This window comes from Allopontixanthobacter sp. (assembly GCF_034376665.1).
In the GTDB taxonomy this organism is placed as follows: domain Bacteria; phylum Pseudomonadota; class Alphaproteobacteria; order Sphingomonadales; family Sphingomonadaceae; genus Allopontixanthobacter.
Window position 1 is genome coordinate 1 of the sequence record NZ_JAXMJI010000003.1, and the last position, 15718, is coordinate 15718.

General features: G+C 64.5%; 12 protein-coding genes. 9 read left to right on the forward strand and 3 right to left on the reverse strand.

Going from position 1 to position 15718, the window contains the following annotated elements; translation table 11 throughout:
- Both U0988_RS00390 and U0988_RS00395 read right to left on the reverse strand, forming a co-directional pair.
- Positions 1-1344: threonine--tRNA ligase (locus U0988_RS00390; protein ID WP_322290676.1), on the reverse strand; the 1344-nt coding region annotated here is incomplete at its 3' end.
- 235 nt (positions 1345-1579) lie between these two features.
- Positions 1580-3256 (reverse strand): alkaline phosphatase D family protein, encoded by a 1677-nt coding sequence (locus U0988_RS00395; RefSeq protein WP_322290677.1) that lies wholly within the window; start codon positions 3254-3256, stop codon positions 1580-1582.
- A gap of 159 nt (positions 3257-3415) precedes the next feature.
- Between U0988_RS00395 and U0988_RS00400 the strand changes: the two genes are divergently transcribed.
- From U0988_RS00400 to U0988_RS00430, 7 genes are all read left to right on the forward strand, one after another.
- Positions 3416-3601: a hypothetical protein gene (locus U0988_RS00400; RefSeq protein WP_322290678.1), complete on the forward strand. Its 186-nt coding sequence runs from the start codon at positions 3416-3418 to the stop codon at positions 3599-3601.
- Positions 3598-4020 (forward strand): hypothetical protein, encoded by a 423-nt coding sequence (locus tag U0988_RS00405; protein ID WP_322290679.1) that lies wholly within the window; start codon positions 3598-3600, stop codon positions 4018-4020. The genes U0988_RS00400 and U0988_RS00405 overlap by 4 nt, the downstream gene beginning before the upstream one ends.
- Positions 4017-4226 carry a helix-turn-helix transcriptional regulator gene (locus U0988_RS00410; RefSeq protein ID WP_322290680.1) on the forward strand — a complete coding sequence of 70 codons (210 nt, stop codon included), beginning with the start codon at positions 4017-4019 and terminating at the stop codon, positions 4224-4226. Before U0988_RS00405 ends, U0988_RS00410 begins: the two co-directional genes overlap by 4 nt.
- A gap of 186 nt (positions 4227-4412) precedes the next feature.
- Positions 4413-5162: an alpha/beta hydrolase gene (locus U0988_RS00415; RefSeq protein WP_322290681.1), complete on the forward strand. Its 750-nt coding sequence runs from the start codon at positions 4413-4415 to the stop codon at positions 5160-5162.
- 21 nt (positions 5163-5183) lie between these two features.
- A complete protein-coding gene (locus U0988_RS00420; RefSeq protein WP_322290682.1) occupies positions 5184-6023 on the forward strand; it encodes a tetratricopeptide repeat protein in 840 nt (279 codons plus the stop codon).
- Between the two features lie 140 nt (positions 6024-6163).
- Positions 6164-10897 carry an NAD-glutamate dehydrogenase gene (locus U0988_RS00425; protein WP_322290683.1) on the forward strand — a complete coding sequence of 1578 codons (4734 nt, stop codon included), beginning with the start codon at positions 6164-6166 and terminating at the stop codon, positions 10895-10897.
- 93 nt (positions 10898-10990) lie between these two features.
- The gene (locus tag U0988_RS00430) at positions 10991-12217 is read left to right on the forward strand and encodes an FAD/NAD(P)-binding oxidoreductase (protein ID WP_322290684.1); all 1227 of its coding nucleotides are present in this window, start codon (positions 10991-10993) and stop codon (positions 12215-12217) included.
- Here U0988_RS00430 and queG read toward each other — a convergent pair.
- Entirely contained in the window at positions 12201-13283 is a 1083-nt protein-coding gene (gene queG, locus U0988_RS00435) for a tRNA epoxyqueuosine(34) reductase QueG (RefSeq protein ID WP_322290685.1), read from the reverse strand. The genes U0988_RS00430 and queG overlap by 17 nt on opposite strands.
- Positions 13284-13327: 44 nt before the next feature.
- Between queG and U0988_RS00440 the strand changes: the two genes are divergently transcribed.
- Together U0988_RS00440 and U0988_RS00445 are read left to right on the forward strand one after the other, a co-directional pair.
- Positions 13328-14335 (forward strand): ABC transporter ATP-binding protein, encoded by a 1008-nt coding sequence (locus U0988_RS00440; protein WP_416172343.1) that lies wholly within the window; start codon positions 13328-13330, stop codon positions 14333-14335.
- Positions 14332-15594 carry an ABC transporter permease gene (locus U0988_RS00445; protein WP_322290686.1) on the forward strand — a complete coding sequence of 421 codons (1263 nt, stop codon included), beginning with the start codon at positions 14332-14334 and terminating at the stop codon, positions 15592-15594. Before U0988_RS00440 ends, U0988_RS00445 begins: the two co-directional genes overlap by 4 nt.
- Positions 15595-15718 lie beyond the last annotated feature (124 nt).

Genomic DNA, 15718 nt, shown 5'->3' on the forward strand with positions numbered 1-15718 from the left:
CGCCAGCTTGATCGCATAATCGCCGAAACCCATGTCCTTGTAGACCAGATCGAGCAGGTCGCAGAACCTGGCGATCTCGTCGACGATCTGGTCCTCGCGGCAGAAGATATGCGCGTCGTCCTGCGTAAACTGCCGCACGCGCATCAGCCCGTGCAGCGCGCCGTGCGGTTCGTTGCGGTGGCAGCAGCCCATTTCGCCCAGCCGGATCGGCAGGTCGCGGTAGGAGGTGATGCCCTGCTTGAACACTAGCACATGCGCGGGGCAGTTCATCGGCTTGATCGCCATCCACTCGGCATCGGGCGCGACCACGGGGTGCGATCCGGCCGCGCTCTCGTCGACCTCCGGCACCATGTCGGGCACGGCGAACATGTTCTGCGCATATTTGCCCCAATGGCCGGATTGCTCCCACTGGCGGACATCCATCAGCTGCGGGGTCTTGATTTCGCGGTAGCCCCCGCCATCCATCATCCGGCGCATATAGGCTTCCAGCTCGCGCCAGATCCTGTAGCCCTTGGGATGCCAGAACACGCTGCCATGGGCTTCTTCCTGCAGGTGGAACAGATCCATCTCGCGGCCCAGCTTGCGGTGGTCGCGCTTGGCGGCTTCTTCCAGCCGCACGAGGTGCTCATTCAGCTGTTTCCTGTTCAGCCAGCCGGTGCCGTAAATGCGCGTCAGCTGCGCGTTCTTCTGGTCGCCGCGCCAATAGGCACCCGCCACGCGCATCAGCTTGAACGCCTGCGGATCGAGCTTGCCGGTGCTGGCAAGATGCGGGCCGCGGCACATATCCAGCCAGTCGTCTCCTGACCGATAGACCGTCAGTTCCTCGCCCTCGGGCAGTTGCTGCGCCCATTCGGCCTTGAAGCTCTCGCCGTCGGCCTGCCATTTGTCGATCAGTTGCTGACGGCTCCAGACCTCGCGCGTCAGCGGCTTGTCCGCCTGGATGATCTCGCGCATTTTTTCTTCGATCGCGGGCAGATCGTCCATCCCGAAGGGTTCGCGGCCCGCCGGGGCCATCACGTCATAATAAAACCCGTCATCGGTCGATGGGCCGAAGGTAATCTGCGTGCCGGGCCACAGCGCCTGGACCGCTTCGGCCAGCACATGGGCGTAATCGTGCCGGACGAGTTCGAGCGCGTCCGCTTCGTCCCGGCTGGTGATCAGTTCCAGCCGCGTATCGCCGTCGAACGGGCGCATGATATCGCGCACTTCGCCATCAATTCGCGCCGCCAGCGCAGCCTTCGCCAGGCCGGGTCCAATCGCGGCGGCGACATCGGCGGGCGTCGAGCCGCGGGGCATTTCGCGCACCGAGCCATCGGGCAGGCTGATCTTCAGCATTTCACTCATCGAAATTGTCTCACCTGTTCTTTGAGCGCGCCATGGCACAATGCAGCGCGCGCCGGAAGTCCGGTGTCGGGAGATTCTCAGCTTCGGGAGGTGACACCATGCCGCCCGAAACCGGGCGACGGTGGCTGCGGATCAGGCCGCGACCAACCGCCCCGGGGTGAACCGGGTGGTAGTGGTCGTGGTCAACGTGCGCATCTGCGTCATGCCGCAGCCATAGCAGCGGCGCCGCGCCGCATCAACCGACGTCGAGCGTCTGGCTGCCCGCCTCGCTGGTGATACGTTTCGTTCCGGCCAGCACGGTCGACCGGGTCTTGATCCCTTGCAGGAAGCGGTATTCGGTCGTGACCCGGGCCGGAGTGAGCTCGACCGCCATATAACCGCGCTGGCCGGTGTCCGCCCATTGCAGCTGCACATTGCCCGCAACCTGCCGCTCGGCGAAATCCTGCGGCTTGATCAGGGGCAGATAATACTCCGCGCCCGGCGATGTTACCGAATGCCCGGCGAATTCTATGCCCGCCGGCGCACCCGCCCGATCCAAGTTCGAGGCCCAGCCATTGTGACTGTCGCCCGCCAGCACGACCAGATTGGCGTCCGCATCCTGCGCCGCGCCGAGCAACCGGCTGCGCGCGGCGGGATAGCCGTCCCATGCATCCATATTGAACGGCAGCCCGGCCCGTGTGGCAGCGTTGACCACCTTCAGGCGCTGGCGGACATTGTCGGGCAGACTAGCGATCACCCCATCGAGATCGGGCAGCGACAGGGTCATGCTGGTCATCACCACTTGCTGCGCCAGCACTTGCCAAATCGTGCCCGCAGCGCGCGAATCGCGCATACCGCGGTAGAGCCAAGCCTCCTGCTCGGCACCCATCAGGCTGCGTTCCGGGTTGCGCCACGCACCGTCGCGGAAGGAATCGAGCGCAGCCGCCAGCCTGCCGGGATCGCCCTCCACTCCCTTGATGATATCCGAGACATCGAATGGCTTGTCACGGCCGACCAGCCGCGTTTCAAGCCGGAAGATCGTGGCCAGCGTGCCGATATCGTATTTCGCCCAGGGCTCGTCCGATATCGGCATCCATTCGCGGTAGGCCTGCATCGCCGCGCGCTTGCGGCCGTCCCACGAACCTTCGGTTTCCGGCTGGTGGTTTTCCGCCCCGTCCCGGTAAGCATCGTTCGCGCTCTCATGATCGTCCGGCACGGCGACCATCGGGAACAGCTGATGCAGCCGTTGCAGATCGGGATCGCTGCGATAGGTGGCGTAGCGCAGGCGGTAATCGGCCAATGCGACGATTTCCGACTGCGGCCCGAGCCGCCGTCCCGGAGGTGCATCCTTGACCTCGGGATAGGTGCCCGCGCCATATTCGTAGATGTAATCGCCGGTATGAATCACCAGGTCGGTCTGGTCGGTCTCCGCAATATGCGCATAGGCGTTGAACCAACCGAACCCGAAGTTGGAACAGCCCACTACGGCCAGGCGGAACCGCGCACTATCCCCCACCGGCAGGGTGCGGGTCCGCCCGATGTCCGACATCGCTCCGCCGGGGGCGATGAAGCGGTAATAATACCAGCGGTCGGGCTCCAGCCCGTTCGCCACGGACTTCACGCAGCCATCGCGATCGGGGCTGGACTGCACTTCCCCGCCAGAGACGACCTTGCCGAAATCGGCGGATTCGCTGACCTCGAAACGCAGCGTGGCGGCACCTTCCCCGGCGTAGCGCGTCCACAGGAGTACGTGAGTCGCCCCGGGCTCTCCGCTCGCCACGCCGTGCGTGAAGCCGCGCATGACGGACGCCGCAGCGGACAGCGGGATCGCTGCGAGCCCGGCCCCGAGCACCCCTGCTCGAAAAAGGCTTCGGCGGTCCAGCGACAAGGCATTACGGGACGGCTGGGTGGCTAGCGGGGGCTGGATCGTCATGAGGGGTGATCTACGTCGGATCGATGGCGGCTCCAAGTCGATTTTCGCGAACCAGCCTGCCGCTGCAATCGCAGGATTTGCTACCGATATGTCAATGGTGCTTGACTTTAACTCGCCACCAAGTAATGTTCCTTTACATAGTGGAAAGGACAATTGACGATGACCCAGATTCAGAAAGCCCTGCTGCTGGCTTCCGGCATGATCGCGCTGGCCGTACTTGCGGTATTCGATGTCGTGCCGGAGGAATTTGCCCAATTCGGCCCGATCGCGCTGCTCGCGATTTTCCCTTCCCTCTGGCTGGGCAAGTCCCGCGGTTGCTGGCCTTGGAAAGGCGGCCGTGCATGATCGAAACAGACGATCGTCCGCCACAGAAAGCCTATCTGCAGCGCATGGGGATCTCGATGGGCAGTTATCTGATCAGCCTTGGCGTCGGAGTGTATCTGGTATCGCGCGATCTGGTAGATGGCCCGGTGGTGTGGCTGTTGGCGCTGCTGCCGGGCCTGTCCATCGTCGGCGCCTTTTACGCCATCGGAAGGTTGATCCTCGACACGAAAGACGAATTCATCCGGATGTTGATCGTGCGGCAGTCGTTGATTGCGACCGGCTTTGCCTTGTCTGTGTCAACCGTATGGGGCTTCCTCGAAAATTTCGAGTTGGTCGGCCATGTCGATGCATATTGGGTCGCAATTCTGTGGTTCGTCGGATTCGTGATCGGAGCAATCTCCAACAAGCGCACCTATGACGCTTGGGGGCAGCTCAAATGAACAACCGGCTCAAGGTACTGCGCGCCGAACGCAACTGGAGCCAGCAGGATCTGGCACAGCGGCTGGCCGTGTCCCGCCAAAGCGTGAACGCGATCGAGACGGGCAAATACGACCCCTCGCTGCCTTTGGCCTTTCGTATTGCCGAAACCTTTGGTATGTCTATCGAGGCGATATTCCTGCGCGGCGGTGACCCGCCGCCAAGCTGAAGAGGGGGGATGAGACGATGCGAATCCTGACCTTGCTGGCAATCATGCTGCTGGCCGCATGCAACAATTCTGAGCCTGGCCGCGACAACACCGCCCCGCTGCATCTGCCGGAAATCTACTAAGCGGACGAACCGCCGCAGCAGCAACGGCTTGCTCCTGAACCTGCCTTGGGTGAAGAAGCGGTCCATGACCGATATCCAGTTTCACACCTTGCCCGGCCGCCGCCGCATCGCCTTTCGCCATGCCAAAGGGGCTGGTCCCGCACTGGTGTTCCTGCCGGGCTATATGTCCGACATGACCGGAAGCAAGGCTGCTGCCATGTTCGAGTGGGCGCGGGCGCAGGGCCGCAGTTGCCTGCTGCTGGATTATTCGGGCTGCGGCTCGAGTAGCGGCGATTTTGCCGAAGGTACGCTGTCAGCATGGCGAGACGAAGTGCTGGATCTGGTCGCAGCGAAATGCCCCGGACCGATTACGCTCGTCGGATCCTCCATGGGCGGCTGGCTGATGCTGCTGGTGGGCCTCGCGCTGGGTGATCGCCTCGCCGCAATGGTCGGAATCGCCGCGGCACCCGATTTTTCCGACTGGGGGTACGATGAAGAGCAGAAAGCCCGGCTGGAGCGCGGCGAGACGGTTCACGAGGACAATCCCTACGGCCCGGACTCCACACCGACCTACGCGAAGTTCTGGCATGACGCGCAGGCCAACCGGCGCCTTGACAGCGAAATCGCTATTTCCTGCCCGGTGCGCCTGCTGCACGGCCAGAACGATCGCGACGTCCCGTGGGAACTGAGCCTGCGGTTGGCGCAGCAGCTCCGTTCGGACGATATACAGGTAACGCTGGTAAAATCCGGCGACCATCGTTTGTCGCGCGATGAGGATATAGCCCTGCTGCTGGACACGGTTGCCCGGCTGCCAATAATCGCTTCACGCTCGTAATCCCTCCCGGAAACCATGCCCATGTCACTCCTGCTAGCCGCTCTCCTACAAGTCGGCGCTGCGCCCAACACCCAGCCGGCCTCTCCCATACCCGATGAATTGTGGGAGCAGCGACGACTCAACCGGGAAGCGGCCCGCGAGCGCGAGAATGCTGCCAGCCCTTCCGGCAACCGGCTGACCGAGTGCACCGCATTGATCGGGATCGATCCGGCGGCGGCTCGCGGCGAGGCCGGGCGCTGGCTGGAAACTGCCACGCTGAAGCAGAAATCGGACGCTGCGCAGTGCCTCGGCATGGCCGAAGCGGAGCTGGGCCAATGGGAAGGCGCGATCGCCGCGTTCGTCAGAGGGCGCGACATGGCAGTCCCCGGCGCGTTCGAAACGCGCGCGCGGCTGGGCACGATGGCAGGCAATGCGCAGCTGGCGACGGGCGATGCCGCGGCGGCTCTGGCGACGCTGGAACAGGCGGATAGCGATGCTGGCAGCGCCGGAGCCGACATTCTCAGGGGCGAAATCGCGCTCGACAGGGCGCAGGCGCTGGTGGCTCTGGGCCGCCCGGAAGAAGCGCAGTCCGCGCTCACGCTGGCGCGAACCGCGCTGCCCCATGATCCGCGGGCGTGGCTGCTGTCCGCCACCCTCGCGCGGCGGCTGGATATGCTGGAGGCAGGCCAGCGGTTTATCGAACAGGCGGGCTTACTGGCGCCAACCGATCCCGAAATCGGACTGGAGGCCGGAGTCATCGCGGTGCTGGCCGGACGCAGCGATTCCGCCCGCAGAAGCTGGAACTCGGTCATCGAAGCGGCCCCGGACAGTCCCTTTGCGCAGACCGCACGCGGTTACCTCGCCCAGCTTGGCGAACCCTGATCGAAGGAGCGGTGAAGGACGAAGCCAAAAATCCCCACACAGCGGCTTGCCGCCTTGGTGACATCGGACTATCCGTGAATTTATGCTGCACAGTGCAGTAACATTATAACAAGGCTGAGCGGCCTGCAGGAGCTGGACGGATGGGATCGAAGACCACCGCAACGACTCGAAAATCATCCTTCCCGGACGGTAAACTCACGGCGGCGCTGACCGCCCGAATCAGCGGTTCACTGCTGCCGGGCGACACGCCGTTCGCGCGCGACAAGGTCGCCGACGCTGCCGCCTTCCTGCTTGGCGCGTCGCTGAACCGGATGCCGGGAGAAGCGATCGTCACGCTGGTTTCGGCCAGCAACCAGCGCCGCTTCATGCGCATCGCCATCGTCAACGAAGACATGCCGTTCCTGGTCGATTCGGTTGCGGCCACCATCGCGGCGCAGGGCCTGTCGATCGACCGGCTGGTCCACCCGGTCATACCGGTCGAGCGGTCCGAAAGCGGCGAATTGCTGGCCATTCCCGCAGGCAAGACCGGCGATACCGTGCAGGAATCGATGATCTATATCGAAACCACGCGGATCGACGCGCGCCAGCGCCGCGACCTGGAAAAAGCAATTCGGGTAACCTTGGGCGATGTTCGCGCGGCGGTGAACGACTGGCAGAAGCTGCGCGACGCGATGCGGGCGGATGCCGATTTGTTGTCGGGCGAAGGCGCGGCCTTGCTGCGCTGGCTCGACGACGGAATGCTGACGCAGCTGGGCCACCTGACCCGGGGCCGCGACGGTTCGCTCAGCCAGTTGCTCGGGATCTGCCGCCGCAGCGCCAAGCAGATTCTGGCCGATTCGTCCTATGACCGGGCCTTCGCCTGGTTCGATCTGGCGCTGACCAGTAAAGCCAAGGCCAAGCGGCTGCTCGCGCCGTTGGTGATCAAGGCCAATTTGTTGTCGCAGGTGCACCGGCGCGTACCGCTGGATCTGTTCATCGTGCCGGTGGTAGCAGAGGGCAAGATTGCGGCGCTGTCGGTCCACGCTGGCGTGTGGACCAGCGCCGCTCTGGCTGCACCTCCCAGTGAGGTGCCGCGCCTGCGGACCCAGCTGACCGAGCTGACCGACAAATTCCACTTCGACAACAAGGGCCACGCCGGCAAGGCACTGTTCCACGCGCTGACCGCATTGCCGCACGATCTGATGATCAGTTTTCCCAAGGCCGACATCGAGCGGGTCGCCACCACCATGATGAGCCTGGTCGACCGGCCGCGCCCGCGCCTCGCAATGGTCCAGGCGGCCTTGTCGCGCCACCTGTTCGCCTTTGTCTGGCTGCCCCGCGACCTGCTGTCTACCCAGGTCCGCAAGCAGATCCAGAACCTGCTCGAAACCGGCGCCAATGCCGAATTGCTCGACTGGAGCCTGCAGGTCGAAGGCGGCAACCTGGCCATGCTGCGGTTCGTCCTCGATATTCGCAGCGGCCAGCCGGTAAAGAGCGAGAGCGAGCTCGAATCCGCCATGCAGAACATGCTGCGCGGCTGGGCCGAAGCGGTCGAAAGCGAACTTTCCGAACATCTCGAGGCCGGCCGCGCCGCGGCCATCGCGACGCGCTTCGCGGAAGCGTTTCCGCTAACCTACCGGAGCGAATACGGCGCGCCGGAAGCGGCGCTCGACATCCTGCGGATGCGCCACCTCACGTCAGCCGACTCAGGCGCGCCCACAGCGCAGGATGCCCAGCGCAGCGCCCGGCTGTATCACCTGGCAGGCGATCCGGAGGGCCAGTTGCGCCTGAAGATCTACGAACATTGCGGCACTTTGCCGCTGTCGGATTCGGTCCCCGCGCTGGAGAATTTCGGCTTCCGGGTGCTTGGCGAAACCCCGACCGTGCTGGACAAAGGCGAGTTGGGCGCGATTCATGATTTTACCCTGGCTTTGCCGGAGGGGGGCCGCGCCGCCGCATTGCTCGAACGCTCTGCCGCGATCGAACAGGCGATTTCCGCAGTGTTGAACGGTTCGGCGGAAGACGATCCGTTCAACCGCCTGGTCATCAGCACCGCCCTCTCCGCGACCGAGGCCGATTGGCTGCGCGCGTTCTTCCGCTATTTGCGGCAGGCGGGGATGAGCTTCACAATCTACACCGTGGTCGATGCACTCGGCCGCGCGCCCGCCGTTACGTCGGCGCTGATCGACCTGTTTACCGCGATGCACGATCCCGCGTTCGAAGGCGACCGGGAGGCGGCCGCCAGGAAGGCGGAGGCCGCCATTCGCCAAGGCCTGTCGCAGGTCACCGCGATCAACGACGATCGCCTGCTGCGCCTCTATCACGCCCTGATCGGCGCGATTCTGCGGACCAACGTCTTTACCGGCGCATCGGCCGAGGCTTTGGCGTTCAAAATCGAATCGAGGCTAGTCCCCAACCTGCCCAAACCGGTGCCGTGGCGGGAGATTTTCGTTTATTCGCGCCGGGTCGAGGGGATCCATCTGCGTGCCGGTCCGGTGGCGCGCGGCGGGCTGCGGTGGTCCGACCGGCGGGACGATTTCCGCACCGAAATCCTCGGCCTGATGAAAGCCCAGCGGGTCAAGAACGCCGTTATCGTGCCGACCGGCGCGAAAGGCGGCTTTTATCCCAAACTGCTGCCGTCCCAGGCGACCGACCGTGAGGCGTGGGCCGCCGAAGGCAAGGCCAGCTACGAGATTTTCATCCGTACGCTGCTGTCGATCACCGACAATATCGTCAACGACAAGGTGGTTCACCCGGAAGGCGTGGTGATCCATGACGGCGAGGACCCGTATTTCGTGGTCGCCGCCGACAAGAGCACGGCTACCTTTTCCGACATTGCCAACGGCATTGCGGAAGCCCGCGATTTCTGGCTCGACGACGCCTTCGCCAGCGGCGGTTCCAACGGCTATGACCACAAGGCCATGGGGATCACCGCCCGCGGCGCGTGGGTATCCGTCCAGCGCCACTTCCTGGAAATGGGCGTCGATGTGCAGAACGATCCGATCCGCGTCGTCGGCTGCGGCGACATGTCCGGCGATGTGTTCGGCAACGGAATGCTGCTGTCGCGGTCGATCAAACTGGTTGCCGCCTATGATCACCGCCACATCTTCATCGATCCCGCGCCCGACCCCGAGGCGAGCTGGAAGGAACGGGCGCGGATGTTCACCCTGCCCCGGTCGAGCTGGGAGGATTACGATGCCAGCCTGATTTCCAAGGGCGGCGGTGTCTACAGCCGTTCGCTGAAGCAGATTCCCTTGTCCCCGCAGGCCCGCAAGGCGCTCGGCATCGACGCCAAATCGATCGAGCCCGACGCGCTGATTTCCGCAATTCTTTCCGCACCGGTCGATCTGATCTGGTTCGGGGGGATCGGCACCTATGTCAAAAGTTCCGCAGAAAACAACATCGCGGTCGGCGATCCGGCGAACGACAGCCTGCGCGTCGATGCCGCCATGCTGCGCGCCAAGGTTATCGGCGAAGGGGCCAATCTGGGGATCACCCAGGCCGGACGGATCGAGTTCTCGATCCTCGGCGGACGCTGCAATACCGACTTTATCGACAATTCTGCCGGGGTCGATTGTTCGGACCACGAGGTCAATATCAAGATCGCGCTGGCCGCCGCCAAACGCAGCGGCAAGCTGTCCGAGAAAAAGCGCGTTGCGCTGCTGGCATCGATGACCGACGAAGTCGGGGCGATGGTGCTGGAGGACAACCGCCTGCAGGCGCTGATCCTGTCGATTGCGGAAACAGGCGGCGCGAAGTCGGCCGCGTCGCAAATCCGGCTGATCGAAACGCTGGAAGAGAAGGCCGATCTCGATCGCCGGACCCAGGGACTGGCGGATGGATCGACTCTCGCCCGCCGTGCCGCGGACGGAATCGGTCTGACCCGCCCCGAACTGGCGGTATTGCTGTCCTCCACCAAGCTGCTGCTGCAGGAAGCGATCGAGAAAAGTGCCCTGCCGGACGATCCGGCGATGGAAGAGGTCCTGATGACCTATTTCCCGGTCGCAATGCGCGAATCCTTCAAGGCGGAGATCCTCGGCCACGCGCTGCGGCGCGAAATCATTGCCACGGTGCTGGCCAACAAGGTGATCAATTGCCTCGGTCTGGTTCATCCCTTCGAGCTGGCCGAGGAAGAAAGCGCGCAGCTGGCGGAGGTCGCCAGTGCCTTTTTCGCAGCCGCCGAACTGTTCGATATCGATGCGCTGTGGGCCCAGCTCGACACGGCCGAATTGCCCGAAGCTGCCCGGTTGATGCTGTTCGAAAGGACCGCTTCTGCCATGCGCGGCCAGATGGCCGACCTGCTGCGGCGCGGCGCAAGTACGATGCGGCCGTCGCAGCTCGTCGCGGAACTGTCGCGCGGGGTGCATGAATTGTCCGACGCGAAGGACAGCCTGCTGGCCGCCGAAGCCCGCCAGCAATCGGCCAAGCTGCGCGCCAGTTTCATTGCCGCCGGCACGCCGGAGAAACTGGCAGCGCAAGTAGTCCATCTCTATGACATCGATGGGTCAGTGGGGCTTGCCAGCCTTTCACGCGATGCGGAAATCGGTGCGGCCGAGCTGACCCGCGCCTTTACCGATCTGGGTTCGATGCTCGGCCTCGACTGGGCACAGGGCACCGCTGCCCTGATGGAGCCGTCAGACGTGTGGGAGCGGCTGCTGGTTTCGGGACTCGCACGGGATTTCCAGCAGATGCGGCTTGAATTCCTGCGCCGGTTGTCACGCCGCAAGAACGCCAAGACCGATCCGGTTGGCGCGGTTGCCGCCTGGGCGGAAGACAATGCCGCGGCCATCCGCCAGTTCCGCGCGATGATCGGTCGGGCCCAGACACACAGTCCTGTCGCCCCGGCGGTATTGGCCCAGATCGCCAGCCAGGCGCGCAACGTGCTCGGTCGCTAGGCCGTGATTTCGACGTGGCTCCCGGACTTCGGGCGCCGGCTCACCAAAGCTTAATGGCTTGACCCGGCGCCGGATTGCGACAAACCACCCGGCATGGATCATGCAGATGTCATTATCGTGGGTACCGGCCACGGGGGCGCGCAGGCGGCCATTGCCCTTCGTCAGAACGGCTTCGAAGGGTCGGTAATCCTGCTGGGCCGGGAAAAGGACCCGCCCTACGAGCGCCCGCCTCTGTCGAAAGAATATTTCGCCGGAGAAAAACCGTTCGAACGGATCCAGATCCGTCCGGTCCAATTCTGGGCTGACAAGAGCATCGACCTGCGGCTCGGCTGTTACGTTGCCGAAGTCGACGGGATGAACCACACCATCACCCTGTCCGACGGCACGAAGCTGACCTATCGCAAGCTCATCTGGGCTGCGGGCGGCGATCCGCGGCGGCTGTCCTGCCCGGGAGCCGATCTTGCGGGAGTCCATTCGGTGCGGAACCGCGCCGATGTCGACCGAATGGTGGCCGAACTGGCTGGCGGTCCGAAGCGGGTGGTGGTCATCGGCGGGGGATATATCGGGCTTGAAGCCGCGGCAGTGCTGCGCAAGCTCGATCATCAGGTCGTGCTGGTCGAGGCGCTGCCGAGAGTCCTGGCGCGGGTAGCGGGGCAGGAATTGTCCGATTTCTACCAAGCGCAGCACCGCGCGCACGGGGTCGACCTGCGGTTGGAAACTACGGTCGACCGGCTGGAAGGAGATGGAGGCAAGGTCACCGGCGTAAGACTGGCGACTGGCGAAATCATTCCGGCAGACATGGTCGTGGTCGGGATCGGCATCGTTCCCGCCATCGGTCCGCTGATCGCTGCCGGTGCGGCGGGCGGCAACGGGGTGGATGTGGACGAATTCTGCCGCACCACGCTCGACGATATCTATGCCATCGGTGACTGCGCCGCCCACGCCAACCCTTACGCCGACAACGCCGTGATTCGGCTGGAATCGGTCCAGAACGCGCATGACATGGCGGCCACTGCGGCGCGCGCGATCTGCGGCGACAAGCAGCCCTACAACGCTTTTCCCTGGTTCTGGTCGAACCAGTATGATCTGAAATTGCAGACCGCGGGGCTGTCGCTGGATTACGACCAGACCGTGCTCCGCGGCGATCCCGATGCCGCCAAATTCTCGGTAATCTACCTCAAGGAAGGCCGCGTGATCGCGCTCGACTGCGTCAATTCGGTCAAGGATTATGTCCAGGGCCGCAAGCTGATTGAAGCGCGGCTGATGCCCGATCCGGACATTCTGGCGGATACCGAAACTCCGCTCAAGGAACTGCTCTAGGTTCCAGGCGGTCCAGAGCCCACCGGGCGGCTTCGGCGACCACCTCGTCCGGATCGCGGGTCAGCGCGCGCACCTGATTTGCCAGCGCGCGGTCGCCGCTGTTGCCCGCCGCGATCAGGCAATTGCGCACGAAGCGGTCGCGCCCGATCCGCTTGATCGGCGATCCGGAAAACAGGGCCCGAAAACCGGTATCGTCCAGCGCCAGCAGATCCGCCAGCGCCGGCGCGGCGAGTTCGGCGCGAGGCAGGAACGCCTTGTTGCGGGCCGCCGCATCGGCAAACTTGTTCCACGGACACACCGCCAGACAATCATCGCAGCCGTATATGCGGTTGCCCATGGCGACACGGAATTCCTCCGGAATCGGGCCTTTGTGCTCGATAGTGAGATAGGAAATGCACCGCCGCGCATCCAGCTGGTAGGGCGCGGGGAAAGCATCGGTCGGGCAGGCATCGTGACAGGCACGGCAGCTGCCGCACTGATCCTGATGCGGCGCGTCGGGCGCGAACGGCAGCGTGCAATAGATCGCGCCGAGGAACAGCCAGCTGCCATGCGCGGCGCTGACCAGGTTGGTGTGCTTGCCCTGCCAGCCAATTCCCGCCGCCTGCCCGAGCGGTTTTTCCATCACCGGCGCGGTATCGACGAAGACCTTCAGCTGCGGCTCGTCCAGCCCGCGCAGGCCGCATTCCGCCACCAGCCAGCGAGCCAGCGCCTTGAGCGCCTTTTTCACTGTGTCGTGATAATCGCCGCCTTGCGCATAGGTCGAAATCCGCGCCGTCCCCGGTTCGCTTTCGAGTGCCAGCGGATCGGCGGACGGGGCGTAGCTCATTCCCAGAGCGATCACACTGGCGGCTTCGGGCCACATGCTTTGCGGACCCTGCCGGACCGCAGCCCGCTCCTCCATCCACTCCATCGTGCCGTGATGGCCCGCGTCGAGCCATTCCCGCAGCCGGTTCGCCTGCAGCGGGTTGTCGTCCGCCGGCGCAAAGCCGATCGCCGCGAAGCCCAGCCGCCCGGCTTCGCGCACCATCGCTGTTTTCAGGCCGTCGATGACAGCGGCGTTAACCATTATTGGGGTTGCTCCCGTTCACGCACGGGGGTTAATCGGCGCGTATGGACATGATGCTAAGCGAAGCCACCGGTGCAGACAATCCCGCATCCGGAGGCAGGCTCGAGACTTCCCGCCCACTGGCGATAGAGGCGCGCGGGCTGGTCAAGCGGTTCGAAGGGACCACGGCGGTGGACGGGGTCGACCTGGCGGTTCCGGAAGGCGCGATTTACGGCATCCTGGGTCCAAATGGTGCGGGCAAGACGACCACGCTGCGGATACTGCTCGGCATCATCGACCCGGACGAAGGCGTGCGGCGGATATTCGGGCATGACCGCCCGCACGATATCGCGCAAATGATCGGCTATCTGCCCGAAGAACGCGGATTGTACCCTTCGATGAAGGCTTACGAAGCGATCGGCTTCCTCGGTGCCCTGCGCGGGCTTCCCCTGGCCGAAGGCAAGCGGCGCGGGCGCGAATTGCTGGAACGTAACGATCTCGGCCATGCCGCGGACCGGCAAATCCGCCAATTGTCGAAGGGCATGGCGCAAACCGTCCAACTGCTCGGAACGCTGGTGCACAAGCCGCGGCTGGTGGTGCTGGACGAACCGTTTTCAGGTCTCGACGCGATCAACCAGGGCAAGCTGGAGGCGATGATTCGCGAGCTTGCCGCCGAAGGGACGACAGTGATTTTCTCGACCCACGTCATCGCCCATGCCGAACGCCTGTGCGAAGGCGTCGCGATCATCGCCGGAGGCAAGGTTCCCTATGCGGGATCGGTGGACGAGGCGCGCGACCGGATTCCGGCGCAGGTCCGGCTGGAAACCCGCGCCAGCGAAGGCCGCTGGCGGGACGCCCTGCCCGCCGACGCCCGGCGTGAGGGGGATTTCTGGATGTTCTCGCTGCCCGAAAGCGGGATCGAACCGCTGCTGCGCGCGCTGATCGAAGGCGAAGCGGGAATCCTGTCGCTATCGATCGAGCGCGCCGGCCTGCACGATGCCTTCGTCCATATCGCCGGTGAAGCAGCCGCGCGCGCCTTGTCCGAACAATCCGCCGCGGAGGCCGCCCGATGAATCCTTCCGACACCTCCGGTGGGCACCGCAAGTCCCGCCTCAGCCTGTGGAGCGCAGCCTTCGTGATCGCCCGGCGCGATTTCCAGGCGATCCTGTTCAGCCGCGCCTTCCTGTTTTTCCTGCTGGGGCCGGTTTTCCTCCTCGCCGTCGGCGCGCTGTCGAGCGGCGTCGGCAGCCAGATTCGCGACGAGGCTATCGAAGCCGAGGTGGGCATCGCAATGAGTGCCCCCGATACCGCCGCGATGCTGGCCGCTCACAAGGCTCTGGCCGAGCAGCTCGGCCGGGCCATGCCGCCAATGGTCGCGGTCGAAATCCCGCGGCACGATGGCACCTTGCAGCAAGCCGCCGAGACGATTCTCGAGGAACGGCGCGGGAATTATGCGGCAATCGTCACCGGTTCCCCCTCGGCCCCGGTGATGACCGGAACCCTGGACCAGCTGAGGCGGCTCGGCGGCAGTGTGGCAGTGGTCGCCGCGGCGGCCATTGGCGAGGCGCCGACGCGTTTCCCCGAAATCGCGACGCGCGAAGTCGCCACGAGCGGCGCAAGCGCGAAGTCCAGCCGCGTGGTCACCGCGCAGATCAGCCAAATGCTCCTGTTCCTGCTGACCATGCTGCTGGCCGGCATGGTGCTGTCCAATCTGGTGGAGGAGAAGGGCAACAAGATCATCGAGGTTCTGGCCGCAGCAATCCCGATGGACGCGGTGTTCCTCGGCAAGCTCTTCGCGATGCTGGGCGTGTCGATGGTGGGCATCCTGGTCTGGGGTTCGGTCGCCGGCCTGCTGGTTCTGGCGTCCGGAGCCGATCTCGGCGCGCTGCCGCCCCCGGCCGTCGGGTGGCCGCTGTTCCTGCTGCTGGGCGTCGTCTATTTCTCCATGGGGTACCTGCTGCTCGGCTCGATCTTCCTGGCGATCGGATCGATGGCCGCGACGGTGCGCGAAGTGCAGACCCTGTCGATGCCGGTCACCATGCTGCAGTTGCTGGTGTTCTTTTTCGCCAGTTACGCCATGGCCAGGCCGGGTTCACCGATGGAAGTGGCTGCGGCCATCTTCCCGCTGTCATCCCCCTTTGCAATGATGGCCCGCGCGGCCCAGATGGAGGATCTGTGGCCCCATGCGCTCGCATTGCTGTGGCAGGTATTTGCGGTCGCAGTGTTCATCAAGGCAGGCGCTACGCTGTTCCGCAAACGCGTGATGAAGTCCGGTCCGCAGGGCGCAGCGGGCAAGCGGCGTTTCTGGCAGCGCAAGCCCGCAGCAGGCTGATGGGCGCTCCTGCGCCGCACGCATCAGCCGCTTGGCCGTAAACTAGGTCGCACTTTGCTACTTACTATTGACAACAGGGTAAGTAAGCGCAGGATGGCGCATAGCGATTGCCGGCCGGTCAGGC